Raw genomic sequence first — 26,023 nt, forward strand, 5'->3', positions numbered from 1 at the left:
TTATAATTGTTTCAGATCGGCACTAAACCGGTAGGTTTTACCTTGCTGTGTGTTAAGGCTCGTAGTTTTGTCCTGATAGCGCAGATGGCAAACGCCGCCTGTTTTTGACAGCACCTCTACACTTTGCAATTTTCCGTTTTGCCAGGTAAAATTCAGTTCAAAGCCGCCGCGGGCGCAAATGCCTTTAATATTGCCCTCTGCCAGCGCAGATGGCAGCGCCGGAAGCAGTTCAATATCATTACCCTGGCTTTGCAGCAGCATTTCGGCCAGACCTGCCGCGCCGCCAAAGTTCCCGTCAATCTGAAACGGTGGGTGTGCGTCGAACAGGTTATGATAAACACCACCTTTTTCTTTTCCGGAGGTTACATCGGCTGGTGAAAGCAGTTTCCTGAACATCATGTAAGCATGATCGCCTTCGCGCATCCGGGCCCATATATTTACCTTCCAGGCTATGCTCCAGCCTGTGCCTTCGTCGCCACGGTATTGCATTGATTTTTCGGCAGCCTTCATCAATCCGGGTGTGTCCCAGGTAATATCGGTGCCCGGAAATACTCCCCACATGTGCGACACATGGCGGTGCGTATCGGCAGTATCGTCCTTATCTTCCATCCACTCTTGCAACTGGCCATATTTGCCAACCTTGTTTGGCGCTATCTTGTTATATGTTGTCCTCAGTGTATCTGCAAATGTTTTGTCGATGCCTAAAATTTCTGATGCCTTGATGCAATTTTTAAACAGGTCGCGGATGATCTGGTGATCCATGGTCGGCCCGACCACCAGTCCGCCATGTTCCGGCGAATTGGATGGGGCGCTGATAAGGTATCCGGTTTTAGGGTCTTTCACTAAAAAGTGTACAAAAAACTCCGCCGCGCCCTTCATTTCGGGATAGGCATGGTTCTTTAAAAAATCTTCGTCCTGCGAGTATAAATAATGCTCCCACAGCTGATGGCAAAGCCAGGCGCCGCCGCTCACCCAGATACCATGATTTGAGGCATTTACCGGCGCGGTACCCCGCCACTGATCGGTATTATGGTGCAGCACCCAGCCCGGCGCTCCATAGTGTGCCTTTGCTGTTTGCCTACCGGTTTGTACCAGATCATCAACTATACTGAGAAATGGCTGGCTGCAAGCAGAAAGGTTTAGCACCTCCGCAGGCCAGTAATTCATCTGTAGGTTAATATTGGTGGTGTATTTACTGCCCCACGGTGGTGTAAGCAAATCGTTCCATAAGCCCTGCAGCGTTGCCGGACCATTGCCGGGGCGTGAAGAAGATATGAGCAGGTACCGGCCATACTGGGCATATAGCGTTACAAACTCCGGATCGGGAGTTTCCCCGAACTTCAGTATCCGCTCATCGGTTGGCAGGTCCGCGTTAGATCCTTTGCCCAGATCGATAGAAAAGGTGTTGAAATACTTTTGATAATCTTTAACGTGTGCTGTTTTGACGGCGGCGTAGCTTTTATTGGCGATAGCCGCTATTTGCTTTTTACATATTGCCCCGGCATCTCCCGAAACATCATGATAGTTTTTAAAATTAGTTGCGGCAGCTAAATAAAAGGTGGCTTCGGTAGCGTCCGTAACACTGATATTATTTGCGGTTACCGATACCCTACCGCCTTTATGCTGAACATGCAGATAACTTTCACCTTTTAACACCCCGTCATGTATTTTTAATGACAGCGCCAGCGTATGATCATCTATTTTGCGGGTGATATAGTTTTTATGCAGACTTTTCAACAATGCCTTTAAGGTGATGCTGCCCGGTTTGCTAGCAGTTAAATGAATAGCGATCACCTGGTCGGGCGCACTGCTCAGGTATTCGCGGGTATAGGTTATACCGTTCGCTTTGTAAGTTACATGGGCTGTAGCGTTACTGATATCCAGGTCGCGTTTATAATCTGCTACTGTTTGTTTAGGAAATTGCAGATATACATCGGCAAATGGCTGGTAGTCGGCGTTGTAGCGCGGGTATGATGGCGGGTTTTCATTCTGTACCCAGTATTTCCATTGTGATTTTAACAGGATGCCATTCTCGGGTTTCTCTCCTTCTGGATAAACGGCGAATTTTTCTTTAACAGTAGTAAGTCCACCTTTGTCAAAAAAATTAATGACCTGAACTGCTATAGTGTTTTTACCAACATGCAGCAAACCTGCCGGAATGGTATACTTACGACTATTAGTATTTGCCGATGAACCAATGAGTTTACAGTTAACGTAGGTAAAATCCATATCGCGCACGCGGCCAATATTCAATATCATGTTTTTGCCTGTCATGTTCGCCGGAACATCAATGGTAGTCCTCAACCAAACAGCACCATCAAGGCCTTCAAAACCGGGAATAGTTTCCCAGCCATTTGCTGCAGGGAACGTGATGGTTTTCCATTGGCTATCATTAAAACCGGCAGCGGCAGGTGCTATAGCCGAGCTTACCTTTTTTAACCAGGCGGCAGAATCCGCTGCATAATTAGCTTCATTGCTTTTCATGCCCATAAAATGTTGCTGGGCCAACGCCTCGGCTTCGGGTTGTTTGCCGTCGAACAAGAGCTGACGTATGGGTTGCAAATACTTTACCGCCCCTTCGCGCTCATAATGGCGCGGGCCGCCTGTCCACAGTGTTTGTTCATTAAACTGGATACGGTCTTCATCTGCTCCACCAAATATCATGGCCCCTAAACGACCGTTCCCGATGGGTAAAGCATCAGTCCATTTTTGAGCTGGCTGTTTATACCACAGTTTTAAATTGGTTTGCGCACTGGCCGAACCAGCTGTAAGTGTTAGTATTGCAGCAAAGCCTAATTGTTTAAAGGCCAATGATAGCATGTTTTTCATAGCCTAAATTTAATTAAACAACCAGCGTAAATCCTTAATATTTCCAGCATTGCTTAAACCGGCATCATAAACCGGGATAACAGCGCTATCGTCAACTATACCTAAAATTAAACAGGCTCCCTTACCCAGGGTAAGCGTATTGGTACCTGCTTTAAAAGTGTAAGAATGAACATTAACAGGCGGCATCCCTTCAATTTGTATGGCATTGGCAATTTTACTATCGGCCTGGCCGTAATCATTGGCGCTGGCATCAGTTTCCAGCTGCGGCGCGGGAGAATAACCAGCATCTTTGGTGCTGAAAAAGCCCACTAATACTTTTACAGGTTTACTGTTGGTAAATTTTAGTTCTGTACCATTTTTAAGCTGACTGGCCTTGTTTAGTTTTATAGCTTTTAATCCGGCCAGTTCAGGTGCCACATTTTTTATCGCGACGGTTGTATCTGCAAACACCTGCTCACCGGCAGTAAGTTTATAATAGCCTGCCGATTGGATATTTACAGCGGCATCGGTTAAAACAATCTTTTCTGTTTTTTTGGCCGAAGCTTGCGGCGATTTCAATGAATCAATGTTCCGTTTAAAATTATCAAACTCCTTTTGGTAAACCGGTAGCAACTCTACCCACGTTTTCATTTTGGCATCGTTGCCCCCAACCGGTATTTTACGCTGCTTGGTTTGCATGCTGTTGGCATACAGATAAGTACTTTTGGTCAAATCGACCAGTTCCCTGAAATATTCCAGGCTACTTTGCAATTCGGGCAGGGCTTTTTCAAGGTCGGCCACGTTATCTGAGTATTTATAACGCAGCACCCACAACGCCGCTTTTGCCTTATAAGCGTAGCTGTTGGCCAGCGCGTTATAGCAGTACATATCGTTTTTGAGCCTGTTAAACTCGGCTTTGTCTTTTGTTATACCTGCCGATGCCTGGTCAATAGCTTCAACCGCTTTGCGGCCCTGGGCTATTACACTGTCAATCACTTTAACAGGGGTTTCGCCAATATGGGGCTGATGCTTCCATTCCTTTTCGACGTATTCACTCATCATTTCGCCTACGGGGCCTTCGGAATTATAAAGCAAGGAGAACAGGCCAAATTTCTCGGGGTTAACAAACTGCGCCATCAACATACCCAGTGTCATGGTTTGGCGGTTACCATCGGTAATACCAAAACGCCTTAACAATTCGGGAGCAATATTGCCTGATTGCTCATAAGCCGTTAAAATATCCTTGCCGCCTGTTTGATTACTGCCATATTTACCGGCAAGTTGTTTTGCCCAATAATTTATTTCGTCTGAGCGGTCGCGGTGACAATTCCAGGCATAACGGGCCCATTCTTTATACCAGATCCAGTCACGGTCAATTTGCAATAAACGCGTGTTACCGCTATTATCGGCAGTGTATGGCCAGTCCCAGTAGGAGGCCTGCGGATAAATATGTAAGCCATTGGCGCCATAGCTATTATGCATAGCCAGCACACATTTCTGTATAAAATCGGCCGACCCATAACGGAATGGCTCGAGGTTGGCCAGAATATGCACGTTTTCTATCTGCACGGTGCCAATGCGGCTTAAAGTACGGTGCAGATCGGCCCAGGGGCCATGGGGCTCATACGTGGTAAGCGCCTCGCCGTTATATTTGGCCATAGTGTACAGGTTGCTATATAATGGCTTGGCATACTTCATTACCGAAGGCGCGTCGCTGTCATGTGCACGCAGTACAATAGGCGGCTCATCGGTACGGTTTAATGCTTTTAAGCCATCCTGTACGCCCGGGATAATGGTTTTGGTGAACCAGTCTATATCGTCCTGCCCTACACCTTCCATGGCTTCGCCCAGGGTAATGAGCAAACCTACGTTAGGATATTTTTGCACAAAAGTGGCGATTGATTTGCGGGTATAATCGGCAATAATGGGCACTATATGGCGGTTGCGGTCCTGCGTTTTGAGGTTGTTTTTTTCGGCAAATGGCTTGGATACAATAATGTTGTAAAAACCCTGTATCAGCCAGATACCGCGTTTATCGGCCTCACTGGCCAAAAAGCGGTACATGTCTTCATTTTTTTTGAAGGTAGCATCATCCACCTCTACAGCGTAAGGATATTCCTTTACTTTTACCAGCGAGGCAAAAGGGTGACCGTTCCAGAGGTAGAGGGAATTCATCCTGTTTTCGGCCAGCGAATCAAGGTATCTTAACCATAAAGCCTTATTATAAAACCAGGGAAAGTTTTCGGGCGTGTACGGATATTCATAAACACCACGACCGGGCAACAGGGCAGGTTTCTGCACTCCTACACAAGCGCCACGCAAAACCATTTCGGGCTGATCTGTTACCGATAGTTTAGCAGGCAAGGCGCGGGCACTTTTAATACGATCGGCCAGTTCAAGGCAGCCATATAAAGCCCCCGAGTTATCGGCACCTGCTATAATCGTAGTATTACCATTGCTATTGATGGTGAAACCTTCCTTACCGGGCGTTTTAGCAATGGAGATGTGCTGCTTTGATAATGCGGCTTTAATAACAACGTCCTGTGAAAGACCGATGAAAATGATATTGCCCGCAACGGCCTTAGCGCCTTTTTGCGTGGTAACGGTGTACCCTGCCTGCTGCAAGGCCAGTTTTAATTTTTGAGCGCCATAGTCGAGCCGCTCATGGTGTTTTGCGGGCAATACGATGGTTAACTTTTTAACCGGGTTTTTAGCTGTTACCGATAAGGCAAAACAACTGAATAACAGTATAAAAAAAAAGTGGCAAGTGTGGGCTGTTTTTATTTTCATTTTCAAAATCATTTGCCGCAAAGCCATTTCAGGGGACTTAACTTTGGTAAAGCAGGTATGTTAAGATGGTATTAAGATTTGTACTTAATTGGTTGTATAATATCCAAAAATATTGGTCTGAGATGGTTTTTTCATCTGATATTTTTTCAAGGTACTATACGATATTACCATTATCACCAAGCTATTAAGATGAGCTCGTTCATATCCGTTGACTAAAATCAACGAATATGAATTTATGGAATAACTAATAATAAACTATTTTATACAGTTTATTAAAGATGACATGGTCAGTAGCGCAGTAAAGATCTGCTATGGTTAACCAGGCAGCTTTACCAGCACATGCTTTAACAGTTTGCTGCGTGTAAGCACCTTGCCGTCGGCATAAATGATAAACCCTTTGCCTTTATGATATTTGGTTCCGGTTTTATCCCACAAGATGCTGATGGTATGGCCGTGATACAGCACATTATCCAAAGCAAACCATTTCCATTGATTTTGCGGAATGAGGGGATAAATTTCGAGCATATTATCTGCCCGTGGTTTCAGGCCCACTAAATCACTGATTACCAGATCACAGAAACCCGAGTGGTTGTAATAGCTGCTGCGCGGATTGTCGCCTTTAAGCCAGTAACCGGTCTTCTCGTCCTGGTATTCACCTAAATAAGGCACGCCTCGCTTGATGTGCGACATGGCATATTTATGCAATTCGTTATAAAAAACAGTTGGCGTCATACTGCCTTTGTTCTGGTAGTTGGTAAGCAGATTTGCCAGCCCCTTAAGGGTTTGCGTAGTGGCGAACGGCCATACCGCCCCATCCCACTCGCAGCCATGCCCGGTACCATGCGTCCGGAACAAGGGGTGCCGCCGTTCGGCTGTGGTGATACCCCATGGCGCGTTGAAACCTTTGGTATCGGTTAACTGATCCCATTGTTTGGCATAGTCCGGTTTATCTGCCGGCAGGTTAAAATACCAGGGAATAAAACCAAGTTCCTCACGTGCATCGGCGAAATTTCCGTTGGGCTTTCGCACTTCAAAAAATGAGGCAGAATCGCTCCAAAGGCTGTCCTGTACCAGTTTTTTTAATTCGGCTGCCTTTTGGGTGTATTTGGTTTGCAAGGTATCGTTCCCCAGCAGCGCCGCCATTTTGGTGAGCGCTATGGCGTTGCCATACATATAACTGTTGATGGTAGGCCGGATATTTTTAATTTTTCTCGCCCCGCTGATGGATTCTTCCATGGCGTCGCGCACGTCAAACTGCCAGAATAATTTGGAGGGTAATTGCTTTTCGGTCTCCCATTTGTTATAATCTAAGTTTAGTGGAATCAATGCCTGCCGTATGAAAGGTTTATTGAGGTTAACGAGGTAATAATTGTAAACCGCATCATCAATCCAGCTGCTGAAGGCATGCAGGTGTGGCTTTTTCTGCTTTGGATCGGCATACAGCCAGAAGTTGATATACTGGTTAATATACTGCGGATCATGCAGCCAGCGGCCCTCGTAAACCTGGTGACCAAGCGCGCTGCTGGAGCTATTGTAAACCCCGGTAAAGCTTACCGGGGTAATAAATTCGGTAAAGATGAATCCGTCGGGTGTTTGCTTGAGGTGTTTTCGGAAGGTCCACCAGCGGTAATAATATATTTTCTGGATAGCCGAATCGGGACATTCAAACAGCGGTACGTTGTTGGCGAGCCATTCATACGCATGATCGTTGGTGATGTAATTCTTTACCGTTTCGGTATCAATAGCATTAAAATAGCCAACGTAGCTTTTCAGCTTATTTGGGTTGAGCAAATGTTTTTGCTGCGCGAAAGTATTACCCGCAGTAAAGCCAAACAAACCGGCAATCAACCCCAGTATTACAGATATCTTCTTCATTATTTTATATTTCAACCATGGCTTTAATTACACCATTGGCCGGATTGAGCCAGCTTTCAAACTGATCTTTCACCTCGTCAAATGTTACCCGATGAGTGATATAGGTTTGCGGGTCAACCAATCCGTTTTTCATGGAGCGGATAACGTGCTCAAAATCTTCGCGGGTAGCATTGCGGCTGCTCATGAGGGTAGCCTCGCGCTTATGAAATTCCGGGTGGCTCACGATGATCTCGTCCCTTTGCAGGCCAACTAATACGTATCTTGCCCCATGAGCCATATATTGAAACGCGCCGTTTATAGCCCTTTGGTTGCCTGTGGCATCAATTACCACGGTTGGCATATCGCCATTGGTGATGGAAGCCAGGCGCTCCGTCATGTTTTCGTCTTTTACGTTTATGGTATGGGCCACCTTTAAATTATCCTTGCAAAAAGCCAGGCGCTGCAGGTTAACATCGGCAGCAATGACGCTTGCACCGGCAATACGGGCAAACTCCATAATACCCAAACCAATAGGTCCGGCACCGATTACCAGCACAAACTCACCAGGTTGTACATTGGCCCGGCGCACGCCATGCGCGCCTATGGCCAGAGGTTCAACCAGCGCCAGTTCATCAAAGCTTAAACCTTCGCCATGTACCAGTAAGTGCGATGGCACCTGCAGATATTCGGCCATACCGCCATCGGTGTGTACGCCGCAAACCTGTATATTAACACAGCAATTAGGTTTACCCGAACGACAAGCTATGCAAAGCCCGCAATTAAAATAAGGTATAAAAGTTACTGATTCGCCTTTTTCAAAACCCTGCGCATTGCCGGCATCAATGAGTTCGGCAGCCAGCTCATGGCCCAGCACTCGGGGGTAGCTAAAGAAAGGCTGTGTACCTTCAAAAGCATGCAGATCGGTTCCGCAGATACCTATCCGTTTAATTTTAAGCAGGGCGTTTCCGGGTTTTACCTGGGGAGCTTCGGCGGTGCCGTATTCCAGTTTTCCGGGTGTTATACAGGTTAGTACTTTCATTATTTACACAAATATCATTTTACAAAGAAACGCCTCTTTTCCACGGAATAAAATCATCCTGACCATGCCTTACGGCACTTACTTCAATTTCGCCGCTGGCTACTTTCACTACATAGTCCAGTATCCGTTCGCCGGCCTGCTCAATGGTTTCATCCCCTTCTACAATAGTACCGGTATTGATATCGATTATATCGCTCATACGATTAAACAAAGTGGTATTAGTAGCGATTTTTACTACAGGAGTTATCGGGTTACCGGTTGGCGTGCCCAACCCGGTAGTAAATAAAACAACATTGGCACCTGAACCAACTTCGGCAGTGGTCGATTCCACATCGTTACCCGGGGTACATAATAAATTCAATCCGGGCTTGGTCACCTTTTCGGGATAATCCAGCACATCGGCTACCGGCGACGTACCGCCTTTTTTGGCAGCTCCCGCCGATTTGATAGCATCGGTAATCAAGCCATCCTTAATATTGCCCGGCGATGGGTTCATGTAGAAACCGGAACCTGCCTCCTCGGCACGTTGGCTGTAGCTGCTCACCAGGCTTGCAAAACGTTCGGCTTTATCTTTATCAAAGCAGCGATCAATCAGGTTTTGTTCTACACCACACAGTTCAGGAAACTCAGCAAGTATAACCGAACCTCCCAGCGCCACCAGCAGATCGGATGTATAACCGATAGCCGGATTAGCCGAAATGCCCGAAAATCCATCAGAACCACCACATTCCAAACCGATAACCAGTTTGCTTAATGGTGCAGGTTTACGCACATTGGCATTGGCCTGCATTAAACCGGCCAGTGTTTGACGGATAGCCTGTTCCAGCAGGTCAGATTCTTTACCTGTTTTTTGCTGATCTAATATGTAAAGCGGTTTATTAAAATCTGGCGACCGCTTGTTAATTTCTTCCTGTAATATCCTTACCTCTGCGTTTTGGCAGCCCAGGCTTAATACAGTAGCGCCCGCAACATTTGGGTGGGTAATATAACCTGCCAGCAAGCCACATAAAGTAGTAGCATCCTGACGGGTACCGCCGCAGCCTCCTGTGTGCGATAAAAATTTAATACCATCCACATTCGGGAACAGCTTATCGCCGGTACTTTGGGCTGTGCCGGCGTCAATTTCGGTATACAAAACCTCATCTATAGTACTGCCCCCTTTTATTTTATTGATCAGTTGCTGTGCTTTTACCTCGTAAGTTTTTTTGCGGCCATAGCCCAGCTGTTTTACAAGCGCTTCCTGCAATACCTCAATATTACGGTTCTCGCAAAACACCATGGGTACCACCAGCCAGTAATTGGCAGTGCCTACGCTGCCATCTTCCCTGTGGTAGCCGTTAAAGGTTTGACTTTGCCATTTGCTTACATCGGGTTTGTGCCAGTCGGTATGGCTGCTGCCTGTTAAAAAGCTATTGGCAGCATGTACCACATTACCTGTTGATAATAAACCGCCAACGGGGATATGGCTTTGCGCCTTACCAACCAACACACCATACATAATAATTTCGCCACCTTCGGCAATATCGGCAATGGCAAATTTATGTTTAGCAGGTATGGTATCAACTAATTTATAGGAGTTGTTTTGGTAAACAACCTCTTCACCGGCCTGCAGATCGGTAAGGGCTACCAGAACATTATCTGCCGGATGTACTTTTATAATTCTTTGTTTCATGACGGTTTAATATTAAATAGTGCTCAGTTCCAGCTGCCCTTTCGCGTTAATCAGATTAAATTGCTCAATTACGGCATCTTTAAATCCGGGTAAGGCGCTCAGGTCAGCATCCCACAGTTCCTTATTACTTAATACGTTTTGTACTACAGTATTGATATCAGCATTTTCCCAAACTTTTGAAAAATATTCAGCCTGACTATCAGTAACCTTATAAATATGGCCATTTGCTGTTCCGGTATACTGGCCCAGTGTACCGCCTTTAAGTTGCATAAACCTGATGAAAGCCGCGAAACCAAGCGCCATACACTCCGGCACGGCATTGCTCTGCTTGTAATGGTTAAGCAATAAAGGGATCACCCTCATTTTTATTTTGGTGCTGTACTGCATGGAAATGCTTAACCACTCGTGCCTGATGTTCGGGTTGCGGAACCTGTCCAAAACCTTACCAGCAAACTCCGTTGCTACGGCATCATCAATCTGATAAGGGATGGCAGGTTTAATTTCATCAAGCATTAACCGGGTAATAAAGCGGGTAAACTGCTCGTTGTCCATGGCTTCTTTCACCGTTTTAAAGCCCGACAGGTATGCTACCGCGCAGCTTAACGTATGTGTACCGTTCAATAAACGCAGTTTTAACTCCCTGAACAATTCAATATCAGGTGTTATAACCACCCCTTTATCGGCCTGACTGAATGATAATACCGACGCTATTTTCTCGTCGCCTTCAATTGCCCACAGGCTATAAGTTTCAGACATGATGCTCAGGTTATCAGTGTAACCATTTTGAGCTTCAAGCGTTGTGTTTAATTCTTTATCGGGGCTGCCGGGTACAATCCTGTCGACCAGCGAATTGCAAAAACTGTTGCTGCTTTCCAGCCAGTCCATGAAGGCAGGTTCCAGCTTGTTGAGATGGGCAAGCTCCAGTACTATTGATTCTAATTTTTTACCGTTATCAACAATCAGTTCGGTAGGTATAATGGTCAGGCCGCTGTCAGCGCTGCCGTTAAAGGCCTTATAGCGTTCATACAAAACAGCAAGCAGCTTACCGGGGAATGATTCCGGCGGATGTTTGCGTATATCTTCCTTTACCAGTTTAATGCCTACCTCGGTGGTATTGGAAATTACTACCTCCAGATCGGGACTTTGGGCTACCTCTAAAATGGTGTCCCACTCCTTAGCGGCTGATAATACCCGGCTGATGGATGAACAGATCATTTGCTCGTTTACCTCTTTGCCATTTTCAATCCCTTTTGAATAAATGGTGTATAAGTTATCCTGTTTATCAAAATCAGTTACCGAACCGGTGTCTGTTGATTTTACCACTACTATCCGGCCGTTGAATATGCTTTTACGGTTGGCCTTGTCAATGTAATAATCGGGCAAGCCTCTTAAAAGCACTCCTGTACCAAATTGTAATACTTTTTCGGGCAGTTCAAATATTGACGTTCCGGGAAGTTCAAGACCGGGAACATTGATTTTTTTTAAGTTGTATTTTGATAAGATCATTCTACTAATTGCTTTGGGGTATCTATTTAATTTGATTTACTATTACTTTGCTGTTGTTTGTTTTACCAGCCACTGCACTACATCGTTGGCTGCTTTAAAGTTGTCAAAATCGGCCGGCAGTTTACGGCCATCGGTATATTCATTGTAAAACCACGGATCACCTACTGCCAGTACTGTGCCTTTGCCATACCTGGCTGTGGCAACAACGATATCGTTTTTGTTGCTGAGCCGGGCCACAGCAGGTAATGTGAGCTGTAGAGTACTTAGCTCCTTGATGTATATCTTTTTAGCGGTTTTAAATATGGTATTGTCATCGGGTATATTTATTGCCCCCATTTCAAACTGGCGACCAACAACACGGTTAACACTGTTTTCATTAAACTGTATGCCGAATTTGGCCATCAACTTGTTCAGGTGTTTAAATTCGGCATTGCCAGTATCATTATTTAAAACCAGCAGTACGCCGCCTTTTTTAACCCAGTCGCTTATGGCTTTAACATGTGATTCCTCAATGTATTTCGCATCCGGATTTTCTTTAGGGATATCAGGATCTGTAATAACATAAACCGCCGCTTTTTTAAGGTTTGCAGCATCGGGGGCTTGGTATAAGGTTGCTGTATGTAAGCCGTACGTATTAAAAATATGCCCGAATAAAGAGAAACCATTATTGTCCCACTCCTCCCATTTATAGTGAAAAGGGATATTGGCGCCGGTCATATCTTTATGATGCTCATTATTAAAATAGCTATCGAGCAATACCGTTTTACCCATGCCGGCTTTTGCATTTGCCAGGCGCTCTATTTCGGCGCTGGCCAGCATAAAGCTGCCTACGCCTTTGGTTTCGTTTACTACAGGGCGTTCGCTGGTATAGTATTTATAGCTGCCATCCCTGTATGGGTTTCCACCCAGGCCAACAGCGCCGCAAACACCTTTGATATTAACCTGTCCGGCAGCATCGGTTTCTATAAACTGTTTCAGGATACCGGCATAGGCTTTTTGCGCCACTGGCAGGTATTTAGCGGGCAGATAACCTTCCCTTACACCTTTGGCTAATGTGTAAACAAACATGCACGATGCCGAGGCCTCCAGGTAATTGTCTTTTTCTCCTGCTTTATCCAATACTTGGTACCATACACCGGTATTTTTGTCCTGGTAGTTGGTAATAGCAGCAGCAAAACGATTTAAAATTGTCAGTAACTCGGCACGTTTTGGATGATTTGCCGGGAAATAATCCAGGGCATCCACCAATCCCATACCGTACCAGCCATCAGCGCGTCCCCAAAATACAGGAGATTGCCCTGTTTGCGGGTTGGCCCATTTTTGTTTTTTACTTTGATCCCAGCCATGGTATAATAAACCGGTTTTAGGGTCGCGGGCATGTTTTTCCATCAGGATAAACTGGTTCGCTACATCATCAAAATCAGCATCTTCATGAAACACGGCAGCATACTGTGCATAAAAAGGGCCGGCCATATATAAACCATCGAGCCACATTTGATCTGGATATATTTTTTTGTGCCAGAAACCGCCTTCGGGTACGCGCGGGTGCTTGCTCAACTGGTTACGCAGCAAAGTAACTGCTTTATAGTATTTGGGAGTGTTTAAAACATTGGCCAGCATAAGCACACTACGCCCGGCCAAAATATTATCAAGCGTATAATTTTCGGCTTTGTAGGTACGAATGGCACCATCGGCAGTTACATACCTGTCTGCAGCGCGCTGTATGTATTTAAAATATTCATTGTCAGCAGTTTGCAGCCAAACACTTTGCAAGCCTTGCAAAACCACACCCTGGTCATACGACCAGTTATGCCCCGGTAAAGAGTCCTGCCACAAATGCATAGCGGTAGCCGCCATCCGCTGCGACCAGGGTTTTTCTGTTTGCGCATGCAACAGCAAGCCCGAAAAAAGTAAAGTAAATGCCAATAATAATTTCTTCATCATACAGATTATTTTAATGCTGATACATCCCAGTTATCATTACCGCCAAGGATGTTTTTTACGGTGTATTTTTTTATTTCAGATTCGGTAAGCTGGTGCGACCATGCTGCCCTGCCCTGCACACTGGCTCCCTTGCCTGTACTTTTATATTCGGCAAAAAAAGCTGTCTTCTCATTTTCGGGATTACGCCAGTTATCCCAGCCTGTTGCAGATACCGGGCTGGTCATATCAGTATTGATAAACACAGTTTTTCCGTAAGGGCGCCACGGCCTGCCCAGTAAAACTTTGGTCACGCTATCGGCAGCGGTAAGTGTGCAATTAAAAAATACAAACCCGAACTGCTGACGTGGCGTTGTAGCCGGAGCTGTAATAAACGAATTCCGGAGATTTTTGATTGTACAATGCTCAAATACCGCGGTTGCTTCGCCAAAAATAAAATCGGTAGTACCTTCAATGTAGCAATCCTTATAAAACTCGCGGCTACCCTCTGTAGCGGCATATAAGGTATCCTGATTACCTAACAGGCGGCAATTAAACACAGCGCACCTGTCGCCCTCAACGTGCAGTGCCACGGCCTGACCAACAGGTCCCGAGGCATTTACGATAGTTAAGTTTTGCGCGATAAAATCATCACCCTGCACCAGAACGGTGTAGGTGGTATAGGTAGTAAATTTTGGCTTGCCGAAAGCATCCTTTCCCTGCGGATTTTCCTTGCCTGAATAATCGCTGTTGGTAATAATGGTATTTTCCTTGTCCTCCCCAATCAGCGAAATCCTGGTTTTCCATGAAGGAATAACCAGCTTTTCGTGATAAGTGCCTTTTTTAATAAAAATAGAAATCTGCTGCTGCGACAGATCGCGCACGGCATTCACAGCTTCCTGTATGGTCTTAAAATCGCCGGTACCATCCTGCGCTACTGTAAAATGGGTTGGATAGGTAACTGCCTGCGCCAGCAAGACAAGCGGTGCAAAAAGGGTTAGCATTAATAACTGTAATCTCTTCATCTTTTCCCTCTCCAAACTATTTTACTACTAATACATTGTTAGCTACCCCCGCGCCAAATACAGCCTTATTTTTTGCCTTTGATGTATCCGTATTTAACAACTTAATCCCCGCCGATTTTTTACCGCTGATTTTGAAAAGCAACTCAGCGTTCTTATAAGTTACATGATCAAACATGATGTTACTGCCATTTTGGATGTTGATAAGCGGATTGCTGTCTTTACTTTGCAGGTACACATTTTTCAGGCTCACATCCTGCCCTTCAATAATATCAGCTCCTTTGTCGGTTTGAAATGTACTGTTTTCTATGTGGATGCCCTTGATGCTCATTTCGGGCAATCCCCTGATCATAAGCGCTTTTTCTGCGCCGTTGCACGCTACATTATTTACATAGAAATTCCGGAACGATGGGGTGGCTTCCGTTACCGGGATAGTAGCCTCATCTTTAACTACATCATCTTCGCCGGGCGATTTACCGCCGTAGTACATATCAAACAATATGGCCTCATGAAGAATAGCCCGCATACTGATATTTTTAATAAAGATATTTTCGACAACGCCGCCGCGGCCACGGGTAGTTTTAAAGCGTAATCCAATATCGGTACCGATGAAGGTACAGTCGTACACAAAAATATTACGTGCACCGCCAGACATCTCGCTGCCTATTACAAAACCACCGTGTGCACGGTAAACCACATTATTGCGTACCACCACATTTTCAGTTGGCTTACCTCTCTTGCGGCCTTCCTCGTCGCGGCCAGATTTGATACAGATGCCATCGTCGCCGGCATCAAACGTGCTGCCTTCTATCAGCACATTTTTACACGATTCCACATCAATACCGTCGCCGTTTTGCGCGTTCCAGTTATTCCTCACCCTAACATTCTGCACATTCAGATCTTCGCACAACAGGGTATGAATATCCCAGGCCGCGGAATTTTGAAGTGTTACTCCCTGCAGCAATACTTTTTTACAATTGGTAAGCACCAGCATGTTCGGCCTGAAAAAATCTTTCATGGGCTCATTATCGGCAAGGGTTTTGCCCCGGCCCAAAATACCTGCGCCTGGTGTTTGAAGGCCCTTTACATAACTTGCAGATGGGTACCAGGTTTTTCCGTTCTCGCTCACTATACCGCCAGATGCCACCAGCTTTTTCCATTCGGCTTCGGTGAGCCTTTCTTTACTGATGGCGCGCCAAACTTCGCCATGCCCGTCAATAATACCATCGCCGGTTATGGCTATATTAGTCAGGTTAATACCCGAAATTGGCGATTCGTTACGTACGGCTACATGTCCTTCATAATTCCCCTCAACCAGCTTGTACTGGCTTTTATCATCAGTAAACTGCAGCAGCGCAGCCCTGTTTACATGCAGGTTTACATTACTTTTCATTACCACAGGTCCGGTGAGCCAAAGCCCCTGCGGAATAAGCACAACGCCTCCTCCTTTCGCACTGCAGTCGGCAATAGCTTTATTGATGCTGCCTGTATTTAGTGTAAGCCCGTCGGGCTTTGCGCCGTACTTTAAAATATTGAAAGTATCTTTTTTAAATACCGGCATACTTACCCGCGGTAAATTTTTCCAGGAATATGGCGAAACCTGGGCTGATGCCGACAACGCCCCTGCAACAAGCAGGGCCACTATACCGAATGATCCTTTTACAGACATGTTTTTATTGTAATGGTTGTTATAATTGGTGCAGGACAAGTACAATTCAAGAGTTTTTAATCACCCGAAAGCAGCCAATCCCTAAACAAGATTAATTACTCTGGGTTAATAAAAAAAAGATATGCCCAACTAAAACTATGCAATCGTTCCCGGAAACGATTGCAGGATTTCCGGCTTATTAATTGTATTAAAGTAAACTTTGCAAACTCTAACAAATTTCATTTTTTACAGTAATTTAGCCGCATAACAAATGATTCCTATAATTATAAAACCGTTTGATCTTAACAGGATCAGTACAACAAATCATGTTTGAATCTTACACCATAAAGGATATAGCAAAGGCTCTTGGTTTATCAACATCAACCGTATCAAGAGCGTTAAACGGGAGTTATGAGATAGGCGCCGAAACCAAAAAACTCGTACTGGAGTATGCCGAGAAGGTAAACTACCGCCCCAACCCTATTGCTTTAAGCCTTAAGGAGCAAAAAAGCCATTCTATTGGCGTAGTGGTGTGTGAGGTGGCCAATGACTATTTTTCGCAGGCTATTAACGGTATCGAATCTATTGCCTATAACCGGGGCTATCATGTTATCATCACGCAAACGCACGAATCGTTTGATCGGGAAACGGCCAACGTGCAACACTTGCTGTCAAGACATGTAGATGGCTTGCTGGTTTCCTTATCTGCCGAAACAGCCGATACCTCACAATACAAATATCTGCATGAGAAAGGTTTTCCGATTGTATTTTTTGACCGGGTTGCGCCTGATATTAATACGCATAAGATTATCGCCAACAACTTTAAAGGGTCATTTGATGCTACAGAACTTTTGATAAAAGAGGGCTTTACCAAAATTGCGCACCTCACCAGTTCAAGCAACCTGGTGATTAGCCGCGAAAGGTTTGATGGTTTTAAAGCCGCGCTTGATAAATACAGCCTTCATTTTAAGCCCGGCTATTTAAAATATTGCAACCATGGCGGCATGATACAGGACGAGGTTGAGTTTGCCGTTAAAGAGCTGTTAAACATGGACGAACGCCCCGACGCCGTTTTTATAGGCAGCGACAGGCTTACCATCAGCTGCATGCACATACTCAAAAAAATGGGTATGAAAGTCCCTGAGGATATTGCCATTGTGGGCTTCACCAACTCAGATGCTACGGAATTATTTGATCCGCCTTTAACGGTGGTACGTCAGCCGGCTTTTCAGATAGGGCAGATGGCTACCGAAATGCTCATCAAAACAATTGAAAGCAAATGGCCGGTTGAAGAATTCACCACAGAACAGGTAGAAACCGAACTGATTCCCAGGTCATCATCCCAAAAGCCGCTTTAACGCAGGTACTGGTACAGGAAGGCGGCTATACCCGCACCCACTACCGGGCCTAAAATGGGAATCCAGGCGTAGGCCCAGTCGCTGGTGCCCTTGCTTTTCATGGGTAAAATAGCGTGCATAATACGCGGGCCAAGGTCGCGGGCGGGGTTTATGGCATAGCCTGTTGTACCCCCGAGGGCCAAACCTATCACCCAAACCAGCAATGCCACCGGAACAGCCCCCAATGAACCCATGCCAACGGGCGTTTTACTTGGCGTAATTTCGGCTCCTGAAATATAAAAAATAGTAAATATCAACACAAAAGTACCTATGATTTCGCTGGCAATGTTTGATATGTAGTTACGCACTGCAGGGCCTGTACAATAAACCGCCAGCACAGACCCCGGATCATTGGTACGCTGAAAATGGTCATAATACATCAGCCATACCAGGAATGCCCCGGCAGCCGCGCCAAGCATTTGCGCCGCTATGTAAGGCAGCACGCTTGCCCAGACAAACTTACCCGCAATGGCCAGCCCGATGGTAACTGCCGGATTAAGATGGGCCCCGCTGTAAGGCCCGGCAACAACCACCCCTACAAAAACGGCAAGCCCCCAGGCGGTGGTGATCACCATCCACCCGCTGTTATTTCCTTTGGTATCTTTTAAAACTACATTGGCAACTACGCCATCACCTAAAAGTATAAGCAGCATAGTGCCTATAAATTCAGCCATGAATGGAGACATATTTATATAATTTAATGGTAAATAATTGGCTGGTTAAAATAGTTACAATAATTCAGAATCGGGCAATTCTTCGGCAGATACCTGTGCCGTGCGGATAGCTTTGCGCCAACCGTGTACTGCCTTTTTTATCTCTGACTCGTCGCCCTCCGGCACAAACTCTTTTTCAGATTGCCACAACTGTTGTATCTCTTCTACACTGTTCCAATACCCTACCGCAAGACCAGCCAGGTAAGCGGCCCCAAGCGCAGTAGTCTCTACTACATTAGGCCTGATCACCTTACAATTGAGCAAGTTTGATTGAAACTGCATCAGCAGGTCGTTCTTAGTAGCGCCGCCATCAACCCTAAGCTCTTTTATCTCCATTCCACTATCAGCTTCCATGGCTTTCAGCACATCCATTGTTTGGAAGGCTATGGATTCGAGCGCGGCCCTTGCAATGTGCGAGGCGGTTGTACCGCGGCTAAGACCAACTATGGTTCCGCGTACATCGGGTTTCCAGTATGGCGCGCCAAGCCCTGCAAAGGCGGGCACAAAATATACACCCTGGGTATCGTTCACGGCCAAAGCCAGCTGCTCTACCTCGGCCGATGATTTAATTATCCCCAAACCATCGCGCAGCCATTGCACCACCGCGCCACCAATAAATATGCTACCCTCAAAGGCGTATTGTATTTTGCCATTAATTTTCCAGGCTATAGTAGTTAACAGGTTATTTTTTGACTCCATAAACTGATCGCCAATATTCATCAGCATAAAACAGCCGGTACCGTAGGTGTTTTTAACCATAGCCTTATCAATACACATCTGGCCAAAAAGCGCTGCATGCTGGTCGCCGGCTATACCCGCGATAGGTACTTTTGATGCAAAAATAGTGGTAGCTGTTTCGCCATAGATCTCACTTGATTGTTTTACCTCGGGCAACATGCTTTTCGGAATGTCGAAAATCGCAATCAGCTCATCATCCCATTGCTGAGTTTGTATATTAAAAAGCATGGTACGGCCGGCATTGGTAACATCGGTGATGTGCACGCGGCCGCGGGTAAATTTCCAAACCAGCCAGCTATCTACTGTACCAAATGCCAATTCGCCTTTGTTGGCTTTTTCACGTGCGCCTTCTACGTTATCCAGTATCCACCTGATTTTTGAGGCCGAAAAGTAGGCATCTATAACCAGACCGGTTTTAGAGCGGATGAGATCAGTATGGCCGTCCTGCTTTAGCTTATCACAAAAGGCAGCGGTACGGCGGTCTTGCCAAACAATGGCATTATAAACAGGCTCACCACTAACACGGTCCCACACAATAGTTGTTTCGCGCTGGTTGGTAATGCCGATGGCCTTCAGGTTTGTTCCGTTAATGCCCATCTTAACGGTTGCCTCGGCTGCCACACTTGCCTGGGTGCTCCAGATCTCGTTCGGATCATGCTCTACCCATCCCGATTGCGGAAATATCTGTGTAAATTCTTTTTGCGCGACAGATCTAATCTGTCCTTTATGATCAAATATGATAGCCCTGGAGCTGGTTGTGCCCTGGTCTAAAGCTAAAATGTAATCTTCCATAATGTATGTTTCCCTGGTTTTGTATATAATATAATTGGTATGGTATTGTTTAATTAAGGATGATAAGGTTCAAGCAGGTAGCCATTAGCCAAATCGGTAAAAGTCTGTACCTGTTCTACTTCCCAGGCCTTGTTTTTACCAAGTTCCTTTGCTATTAAGCTGGCAACCTCTGGCGCCATATCAATGGCGGCACGCGCGTTCAGGAATAAAGCCCTCACCCGGCGGGCCAGAACATCCTCCACACTACGGGCCATTTCGTGCCTCACTGCCCATACTACCTCAACTTTAAGGTAAGGCATATCCGGGTGCAATTTACGGGCCCACTCTGAATTTTCTTTTAGCAGGGCAAGTATGGCTTCTTCATCGCTTCCGTAAACATATAAATGATCGTTACGGTCAACATTGGTTTTGCTTCCGTGTATAGGCAAATCTTTGGTTACGCTTGGTTTGGTGATTAATTTACCAATTTCAATAGCTTTATCAATAGTATCCTCTCCCATACGCCGATAGGTTGTCCATTTTCCGCCTGTTATGGTGATCAGACCTGATTCAGACACCAGCAGTTTATGGCTGCGCGATATCTCTTTTGTTTTTGATGATCCGCCTTCCGGGGCCGCCAGCGGGCGCAGGCCGGCAAACACGCTCAACACATCCTTACGGGTTGGTACTTTTGTGAGGTACTTTTTGGCGGTACGGATAATAAATTCAATTTCTTCTTCCAGTGCACGGGGTTCCAGACTGTGTTCGTTAAGCGGAGTATCAGTGGTGCCAACCACCAGCTTATCATGCCACGGCACGGCAAAAAGCACACGCCCATCTTCTGTTTTTGGGATCATCAACGCATCCTCGCCTGGCATAAATGACCTGTCGAGCACAATATGTACACCCTGGCTTGGCCTCACCATGGCCCTTTTGCCGGGCTTATCCATCTGCAGCAGGTTATCAACAAATACGCCTGTAGCATTAATAACCGTTTTTCCTTTCAGCTCATAGCTTTGTCCGGTTTCTACATCGGTAACAACAACACCCGTTATTTTTTGCTGATCGCTTTTAAGTAGGCTCACTACCTTAAAATAATTAAGAACGGTTGCCCCTTGTTCAAGTGCGGTTTGAGCAAGGTTAACCGCAAGCCTTGAATCGTCAAACTGCCCGTCGTGGTATACAACCCCTCCGTACAACCCTTTCTGATTAATGGTAGATAATTTAGCGATCACATCCTTTTTTGATATGTGCTTTGCCCGGCCAAACCCCAGCTTGCCCGCCAGCAGATCGTATATGGTTAAGCCGATGGTATAAAAAGCGCCGCCCCACCATTCATAATTGGGAATAATAAACGATTCATTTTTTACCAGGTGCGGCGCGTTTTTAAGCAGCAACCCACGTTCATACAAAGCCTCACGCACGAGGCCAATATCGCCCTGGGCCAAATAGCGCACCCCGCCGTGTACTAATTTGGTACTGCGGCTTGATGTGCCCTTTGCAAAATCAGCCTGTTCAAGCAGTATGGTTTTATACCCCCGCGAAGCCGCATCCACCGCGGCGCCTAAACCGGTGGCCCCGCCCCCCACTATAATTACGTCCCATATTTTTTCGGGGCCTACTATTGACGTTACGATATCGTCCCGATTTGTTTCAACCATGATTACTGCATTATTAGCCTGTATTGAGCTATTTCGATTTAAATTTCAAATTTATACAATAATAACAATTCGAAACAAATCAAAATATTAACAAATTGAATTTTTAAGAAAAAGCCGCGAAAAACGCACGATTGATAATTGGTTTACAAAAACAACTATAATGTTTTGCGATTTCGAAACAAAATGAAATAAAACACATTATATACCCGGCAGAACTACAAATTATATAGAAAAGCTTTAGCGATATTGTTACTTTTGGGCAATATATTAATTGAACACATGAAGAGTATAACGGAGAGGCATCAGTTAATTTTAAAGAAACTACAAGATACAGGGCATGTAAGCGTACAACAATTAAGCGCCCAAATGAAAGTATCGGAGGTAACCATCCGAAAGGACCTGAAACTACTGGAGGATAAAAACCTGCTTTTCAGGACTCACGGGGGCGGATCAAAAACTAACCCATATACCAGCGACAAGCCAGTATCAGAAAAAGAAAAACTAAACGCGGAGGAAAAAAACAAAATAGCTAAAGTGGCTGCCTCCATGATAGGCAATAACGACTCCATCATTATCGCCTCCGGAACAACCATGGTTGCGCTGGCCAGGTCAATTAATCCTCAAAAACACTTAACCGTAATTACCTCGGCCCTGAATGTGGCTATGGAGCTTTCTAGTCATCAAAACGTTGATGTTTTACAATTGGGCGGGCAACTTCGCCAAAATTCATCGTCGGTAATGGGACCTTATGCCGAACAGATTTTACAGGATGTATCGTGCAGTATTTTATTTTTAGGTGTTGATGGCATCGACCTGGAAATGGGGTTAACAACCACCAGCCTGATGGAAGCCCGTTTAAACCAAAAAATGATTGAGGCGGCCCAAATCACTATTGTTTTGGCCGACAGCTCCAAATTTGGGAAGCGCGGACTGGGTAAAATTTGCGCGCTTGATCAAATTCAGCACGTTATAACCGATAACGGCATTGCCCCAGCAATGGTTAAGCTATTGGAAGATCGTGGCATTAACGTTACCATAGTTTAGGTACCGGGTATTTGCTATATTTATAAATAAATATCCACACAATGAGCCTTATCATCAAACTGCTTATAGCCCTTATTGGCGTTATACATTGCTACATACTTTGGCTGGAGATGTTTGCCTGGACCACACGCGGTCCTAAAGCATTCAATAAACCTATTGAAGAGCTAAAAAACAGTAAAACACTGGCCGCAAACCAGGGCTTGTATAACGGATTTTTAGCCGCCGGCCTGTTCTGGACATTTTTTATTACCGACGAGCGATGGCGCGATAATGTGGCTTTGTTCTTTTTATCATGCGTAGCTATTGCGGGTTTGTATGGTTGTTTCACCGTAACCAGGAAAATACTTTATTTACAGGCTGTACCCGCCCTACTAACTATAGCATTAATTTTACTTAACAGATAACAAGCTCATTTTCTGATGCTTTTATTTTCTTCACAAGCAGATAAATGATACTGAGGCCTTTTATTTAATTAAAGGCATTCGGCCTAAAAAACGTCTCTGTATATTTATAGCCGTATTGCATTGCTGTAACCGGTTTACAAATTACAAGCTTACCTATGAGGCATTTTTTTTATCTATCTGCATTTTTTATTCTCACATTTCTGTCTTCCGGGCAAAAAGTCGCCGCCCAACAATCTAAACCCAACGTCATTATCATCTATACAGACGATTTGGGCTATGGCGATATCAGCTGTTATGGCGCTAAAAACGTACATACACCCAACATTGATCGTATTGCCGCAAATGGACTTTTATTTACTAATGCTCATGCTACTTCGGCTACCTGTACGCCTTCGAGATATTCATTGCTGACAGGGCAATATGCCTGGCGTAAAAAAGGTACAGGTATAGCCCCTGGCGATGCCGCTTTGCTGATAGACCCAGCCCGCCCTACCCTACCAGCGGTATTTAAAACCGCCGGATATGAAACCGGGGCAATTGGTAAGTGGCATTTGGGTTTGGGTGAAAAAGGCATCGGCCCAGATTGGAATGGCGAAATTAAACCCGGGCCAATTGAACTCGGCTTTAACACCTCATTTATTTTACCGGCCACGGTTGATCGGGTACCGTGCGTTTATGTTGAGGGGCACAGGGTAGCTAATCTTGACCCCTCCGATCCCATAAAAGTTGATTATAAAAACCCGGTTGGAAACTGGTCAACCGGCGCTAACCACCCGGAACTGTTAAAGTTAAAGCCCTCGCACGGGCATGACCAAACTATTGTAAATGGTGTAAGCCGGATAGGATACATGACCGGAGGAAAATCAGCATTATGGGTTGATGAGGAAATAAGCAGCGTGATAACTAATAAAGCTGTAAAATTCATTGAAACCAATAAGAGTAAACCCTTCTTCCTTTATTTTGCTACGCATAACATCCACGTACCCAGGGTTGTGAATAAACGTTTCGCCGGTAAAAGCGGCATGGGCGCAAGAGGTGATGCCATATTGGAACTGGACTGGACCACAGGTGAAATTTTAAAAACGCTTGACAGCCTGAAGCTAACCAATAACACCCTGATCATATTCACCAGCGACAATGGCCCCGTACTGGATGATGGGTACCAGGATGAAGCAGTTGCAAAATTAAATGGCCATAAACCTGCGGGTGCGCTAAGGGGCGGCAAGTATAGTGCCTTTGATGGCGGCACAAGGATTCCGCTTATTGTATCATGGCCGGGGCATGTTACTAAAGGTGTCTCAAACGCACTGTTAAGCCAGATTGACTTTTTAGCCTCATTTGCCGCATTTACAGGACGTCCGCTTAAAGATTCACATGACTTGGATAGCAAAAATGCCATGGATGTACTACTGGGCAAAAACACTACGGGCAGGGATCATGTTATTGAACAGGCGTTAAACAACACTTTGTCATTAATATCCGGCGACTGGAAATATATTGAACCAGGCAATGGGCCGCGAATGAACACCGAAGTGAATATTGAATTGGGCAACGACCAAAAACCGCAGCTTTACAATATCAGAAATGATATTGGTGAAAAACATAATTTAGCCGATGCAAACCCCGGCAAATTAAACGAGTTGAAAAATTCCCTGCAAAGTATTAAAAACCGATAATTGGCACTCTTATTTATAATAAATGCGCATTAAAACACAATTCTTTATTTATATACCATTGGCTCTTTGCTGCGCCTGCAAACCTAAAAGCCAGCCTGTGGTCAGTACCAAGCCGCAGCTAACGGCTCAAAAGAAAAAAAAGCCGGTTTGCTGCGAATCAAATATCCCCAGCAGGTTTGCCAGTTTGCAAACACCGTCTGAAAGTTCCCTTTCGGATATTCCCGCGGGAAACAGCACACATAAGGGAATGGTATGGATAAAAAACGGAACCTTTATGATGGGCGGTGATAATAAGCAGGCCGCAAATGATGAGTACCCTAAACATAAGGTAATGGTAACCGGGTTCTGGATTGATGCAACTGAGGTAACCAATGCTGAGTTTGCCCGGTTTGTTAAAGCCACAGGCTATGTTACCACAGCAGAAAAAAAGCCCGATTGGAACGAGCTTAAAAAACAACTGCCTCCAGGTACCGCAAAGCCTGATGATAAATTGCTGGTACCGGCGTCGCTGGTATTCAGTTCGCCAAAACAAGCTGTTGATTTAAATGATTATGGTCAATGGTGGTCATGGCAGACCGGAGCCAACTGGCGCCATCCCCATGGCCCTGGCAGTAACATTCTTGGTAAAGAAAACTATCCTGTTGTACAGGTTTCATGGTACGATGCGCAAGCTTACTGCAAATGGGCCGGTAAACGCCTGCCTACCGAAGCCGAATGGGAATGGGCGGCCAGGGGCGGCCTTACCAATAATATATACCCCTGGGGTAACGAACCTGTTGATTCAGGAAAACCCAAAGCCAACACCTGGCAGGGAAGTTTCCCATACAAAAACCTGCTGACCGATAAGTTTTACTTCGCGGCGCCTATAAAATCGTTCAAAGCCAATGGTTATGGGCTGTATGATATGGCCGGCAATGTGTGGGAATGGTGCAATGACCTGTACAACGATAAATATTACGCTTCCATAAATAAACCTGCTGGGGTAGCTGACCCGCAGGGGCCTGCCAAAAGCTTTGACCCCGAAGAACCATACGCTACAAAACGTGTAATAAGAGGCGGTTCCTTTCTGTGTAATGACAGCTACTGTTCAGGTTACCGCGTAGCCCGCCGCATGAAAAGCACCGAAGACAGTGGCATGGAGCATCTAGGCTTCAGGTGCGTACGGGATAGATAATACCGATTCGGTTTTTATATTACTTAACAAAAAAAGCCGCACATAATATGGAGGGCACTGAAAAAGTCCCGGAAAATCCGGCAAAAATGAAGGGGTTGTTCAATAAGCACGAACAACCCCTTTTCCTTGTCTTATAGGCCTACAAGTCTCATCGCCGAGTCGTATAAACGATTCTCAACGTATCAA

The 26,023-nt window shown here is 45.4% G+C and carries 17 protein-coding genes; 5 read left to right on the top strand and 12 right to left on the bottom strand.

The features are described 5' to 3' along the window. The 9 genes from SNE25_RS24000 to SNE25_RS24040 form a co-directional block, all read right to left on the bottom strand. A complete protein-coding gene (locus tag SNE25_RS24000; protein WP_321561555.1) occupies window positions 1-2,829 on the bottom strand; it encodes a glycoside hydrolase family 95 protein in 2,829 nt (942 codons plus the stop codon). Between the two features lie 9 nt (window positions 2,830-2,838). Further along, entirely contained in the window at window positions 2,839-5,598 is a 2,760-nt protein-coding gene (locus SNE25_RS24005) for an alpha-d-galacturonidase (RefSeq protein ID WP_321561556.1), read from the bottom strand. Between the two features lie 315 nt (window positions 5,599-5,913). Continuing rightward, window positions 5,914-7,473 carry an MGH1-like glycoside hydrolase domain-containing protein gene (locus tag SNE25_RS24010; RefSeq protein ID WP_321561557.1) on the bottom strand — a complete coding sequence of 520 codons (1,560 nt, stop codon included), beginning with the start codon at window positions 7,471-7,473 and terminating at the stop codon, window positions 5,914-5,916. Window positions 7,474-7,477: 4 nt separating this feature from the next. Next, on the bottom strand, window positions 7,478-8,491 hold the full coding sequence (locus tag SNE25_RS24015; protein ID WP_321561558.1) for a zinc-binding alcohol dehydrogenase family protein: 1,014 nt from the start codon (window positions 8,489-8,491) through the stop codon (window positions 7,478-7,480). A gap of 19 nt (window positions 8,492-8,510) precedes the next feature. Further along, window positions 8,511-10,163 carry a UxaA family hydrolase gene (locus SNE25_RS24020; RefSeq protein WP_321561559.1) on the bottom strand — a complete coding sequence of 551 codons (1,653 nt, stop codon included), beginning with the start codon at window positions 10,161-10,163 and terminating at the stop codon, window positions 8,511-8,513. 12 nt (window positions 10,164-10,175) lie between these two features. After that, a complete protein-coding gene (locus SNE25_RS24025; protein ID WP_321561560.1) occupies window positions 10,176-11,669 on the bottom strand; it encodes a tagaturonate reductase in 1,494 nt (497 codons plus the stop codon). Between the two features lie 42 nt (window positions 11,670-11,711). Continuing rightward, window positions 11,712-13,613, bottom strand: coding sequence for a glycoside hydrolase family 88 protein (locus SNE25_RS24030; RefSeq protein WP_321561561.1), 1,902 nt, complete (start codon window positions 13,611-13,613; stop codon window positions 11,712-11,714). Between the two features lie 5 nt (window positions 13,614-13,618). Beyond that, window positions 13,619-14,614, bottom strand: a complete 996-nt coding sequence (locus tag SNE25_RS24035) for a pectinesterase family protein (protein ID WP_321561562.1) — start codon at window positions 14,612-14,614, stop codon at window positions 13,619-13,621. Window positions 14,615-14,630: 16 nt separating this feature from the next. Then, complete coding sequence (locus SNE25_RS24040; protein WP_321561563.1) at window positions 14,631-16,280, bottom strand: glycoside hydrolase family 28 protein; 1,650 nt, start codon at window positions 16,278-16,280, stop codon at window positions 14,631-14,633. Window positions 16,281-16,585: 305 nt separating this feature from the next. Here SNE25_RS24040 and SNE25_RS24045 point away from each other — a divergent pair, with 305 nt between their 5' ends. Then, the gene (locus SNE25_RS24045; protein ID WP_321561564.1) at window positions 16,586-17,617 is read left to right on the top strand and encodes a LacI family DNA-binding transcriptional regulator; all 1,032 of its coding nucleotides are present in this window, start codon (window positions 16,586-16,588) and stop codon (window positions 17,615-17,617) included. Here SNE25_RS24045 and SNE25_RS24050 read toward each other — a convergent pair. From SNE25_RS24050 to SNE25_RS24060, 3 genes are read right to left on the bottom strand one after another with little or no spacing between them, the layout of a single operon-like run. Then, window positions 17,614-18,342: an MIP/aquaporin family protein gene (locus SNE25_RS24050; protein ID WP_321561565.1), complete on the bottom strand. Its 729-nt coding sequence runs from the start codon at window positions 18,340-18,342 to the stop codon at window positions 17,614-17,616. The two genes, SNE25_RS24045 and SNE25_RS24050, sit on opposite strands and share 4 nt — an antisense overlap. 42 nt (window positions 18,343-18,384) lie before the next feature. Further along, window positions 18,385-19,899, bottom strand: coding sequence for a glycerol kinase GlpK (glpK, locus tag SNE25_RS24055; protein WP_321561566.1), 1,515 nt, complete (start codon window positions 19,897-19,899; stop codon window positions 18,385-18,387). A gap of 53 nt (window positions 19,900-19,952) precedes the next feature. Continuing rightward, window positions 19,953-21,539 (bottom strand): glycerol-3-phosphate dehydrogenase/oxidase, encoded by a 1,587-nt coding sequence (locus SNE25_RS24060; protein ID WP_321561567.1) that lies wholly within the window; start codon window positions 21,537-21,539, stop codon window positions 19,953-19,955. Window positions 21,540-21,818: 279 nt separating this feature from the next. Between SNE25_RS24060 and SNE25_RS24065 the strand changes: the two genes are divergently transcribed. The 4 genes from SNE25_RS24065 to SNE25_RS24080 all read left to right on the top strand — a co-directional run bounded on the left by SNE25_RS24065 (window position 21,819) and on the right by SNE25_RS24080 (window position 25,837). Beyond that, a complete protein-coding gene (locus SNE25_RS24065; protein WP_321561568.1) occupies window positions 21,819-22,583 on the top strand; it encodes a DeoR/GlpR family DNA-binding transcription regulator in 765 nt (254 codons plus the stop codon). Window positions 22,584-22,624: 41 nt separating this feature from the next. Beyond that, window positions 22,625-22,987: a DUF1304 domain-containing protein gene (locus SNE25_RS24070; protein WP_321561569.1), complete on the top strand. Its 363-nt coding sequence runs from the start codon at window positions 22,625-22,627 to the stop codon at window positions 22,985-22,987. 155 nt (window positions 22,988-23,142) lie between these two features. Then, the gene (locus SNE25_RS24075; RefSeq protein WP_321561570.1) at window positions 23,143-24,663 is read left to right on the top strand and encodes a sulfatase family protein; all 1,521 of its coding nucleotides are present in this window, start codon (window positions 23,143-23,145) and stop codon (window positions 24,661-24,663) included. 22 nt (window positions 24,664-24,685) lie between these two features. Beyond that, window positions 24,686-25,837, top strand: coding sequence for a formylglycine-generating enzyme family protein (locus SNE25_RS24080; RefSeq protein ID WP_321561571.1), 1,152 nt, complete (start codon window positions 24,686-24,688; stop codon window positions 25,835-25,837). Window positions 25,838-26,023 lie beyond the last annotated feature (186 nt).

The sequence above is a fragment of the Mucilaginibacter sabulilitoris genome (assembly GCF_034262375.1).
Lineage (GTDB): Bacteria > Bacteroidota > Bacteroidia > Sphingobacteriales > Sphingobacteriaceae > Mucilaginibacter > Mucilaginibacter sabulilitoris.

Bases quoted from the DNA above. Each gene is read 5' to 3' on its own strand.
- SNE25_RS24000 (WP_321561555.1), bottom strand. From the start codon at position 2,829: ATGAAAAACATGCTATCATTGGCCTTTAAACAATTAGGCTTTGCTGCA.
- SNE25_RS24005 (WP_321561556.1), bottom strand. From the start codon at position 5,598: ATGAAAATAAAAACAGCCCACACTTGCCACTTTTTTTTTATACTGTTA.
- SNE25_RS24010 (WP_321561557.1), bottom strand. From the start codon at position 7,473: ATGAAGAAGATATCTGTAATACTGGGGTTGATTGCCGGTTTGTTTGGC.
- SNE25_RS24015 (WP_321561558.1), bottom strand. From the start codon at position 8,491: ATGAAAGTACTAACCTGTATAACACCCGGAAAACTGGAATACGGCACC.
- SNE25_RS24020 (WP_321561559.1), bottom strand. From the start codon at position 10,163: ATGAAACAAAGAATTATAAAAGTACATCCGGCAGATAATGTTCTGGTA.
- SNE25_RS24025 (WP_321561560.1), bottom strand. From the start codon at position 11,669: ATGATCTTATCAAAATACAACTTAAAAAAAATCAATGTTCCCGGTCTT.
- SNE25_RS24030 (WP_321561561.1), bottom strand. From the start codon at position 13,613: ATGATGAAGAAATTATTATTGGCATTTACTTTACTTTTTTCGGGCTTG.
- SNE25_RS24035 (WP_321561562.1), bottom strand. From the start codon at position 14,614: ATGAAGAGATTACAGTTATTAATGCTAACCCTTTTTGCACCGCTTGTC.
- SNE25_RS24040 (WP_321561563.1), bottom strand. From the start codon at position 16,280: ATGTCTGTAAAAGGATCATTCGGTATAGTGGCCCTGCTTGTTGCAGGG.
- SNE25_RS24045 (WP_321561564.1), top strand. From the start codon at position 16,586: ATGTTTGAATCTTACACCATAAAGGATATAGCAAAGGCTCTTGGTTTA.
- SNE25_RS24050 (WP_321561565.1), bottom strand. From the start codon at position 18,342: ATGTCTCCATTCATGGCTGAATTTATAGGCACTATGCTGCTTATACTT.
- glpK (WP_321561566.1), bottom strand. From the start codon at position 19,899: ATGGAAGATTACATTTTAGCTTTAGACCAGGGCACAACCAGCTCCAGG.
- SNE25_RS24060 (WP_321561567.1), bottom strand. From the start codon at position 21,539: ATGGTTGAAACAAATCGGGACGATATCGTAACGTCAATAGTAGGCCCC.
- SNE25_RS24065 (WP_321561568.1), top strand. From the start codon at position 21,819: ATGAAGAGTATAACGGAGAGGCATCAGTTAATTTTAAAGAAACTACAA.
- SNE25_RS24070 (WP_321561569.1), top strand. From the start codon at position 22,625: ATGAGCCTTATCATCAAACTGCTTATAGCCCTTATTGGCGTTATACAT.
- SNE25_RS24075 (WP_321561570.1), top strand. From the start codon at position 23,143: ATGAGGCATTTTTTTTATCTATCTGCATTTTTTATTCTCACATTTCTG.
- SNE25_RS24080 (WP_321561571.1), top strand. From the start codon at position 24,686: ATGCGCATTAAAACACAATTCTTTATTTATATACCATTGGCTCTTTGC.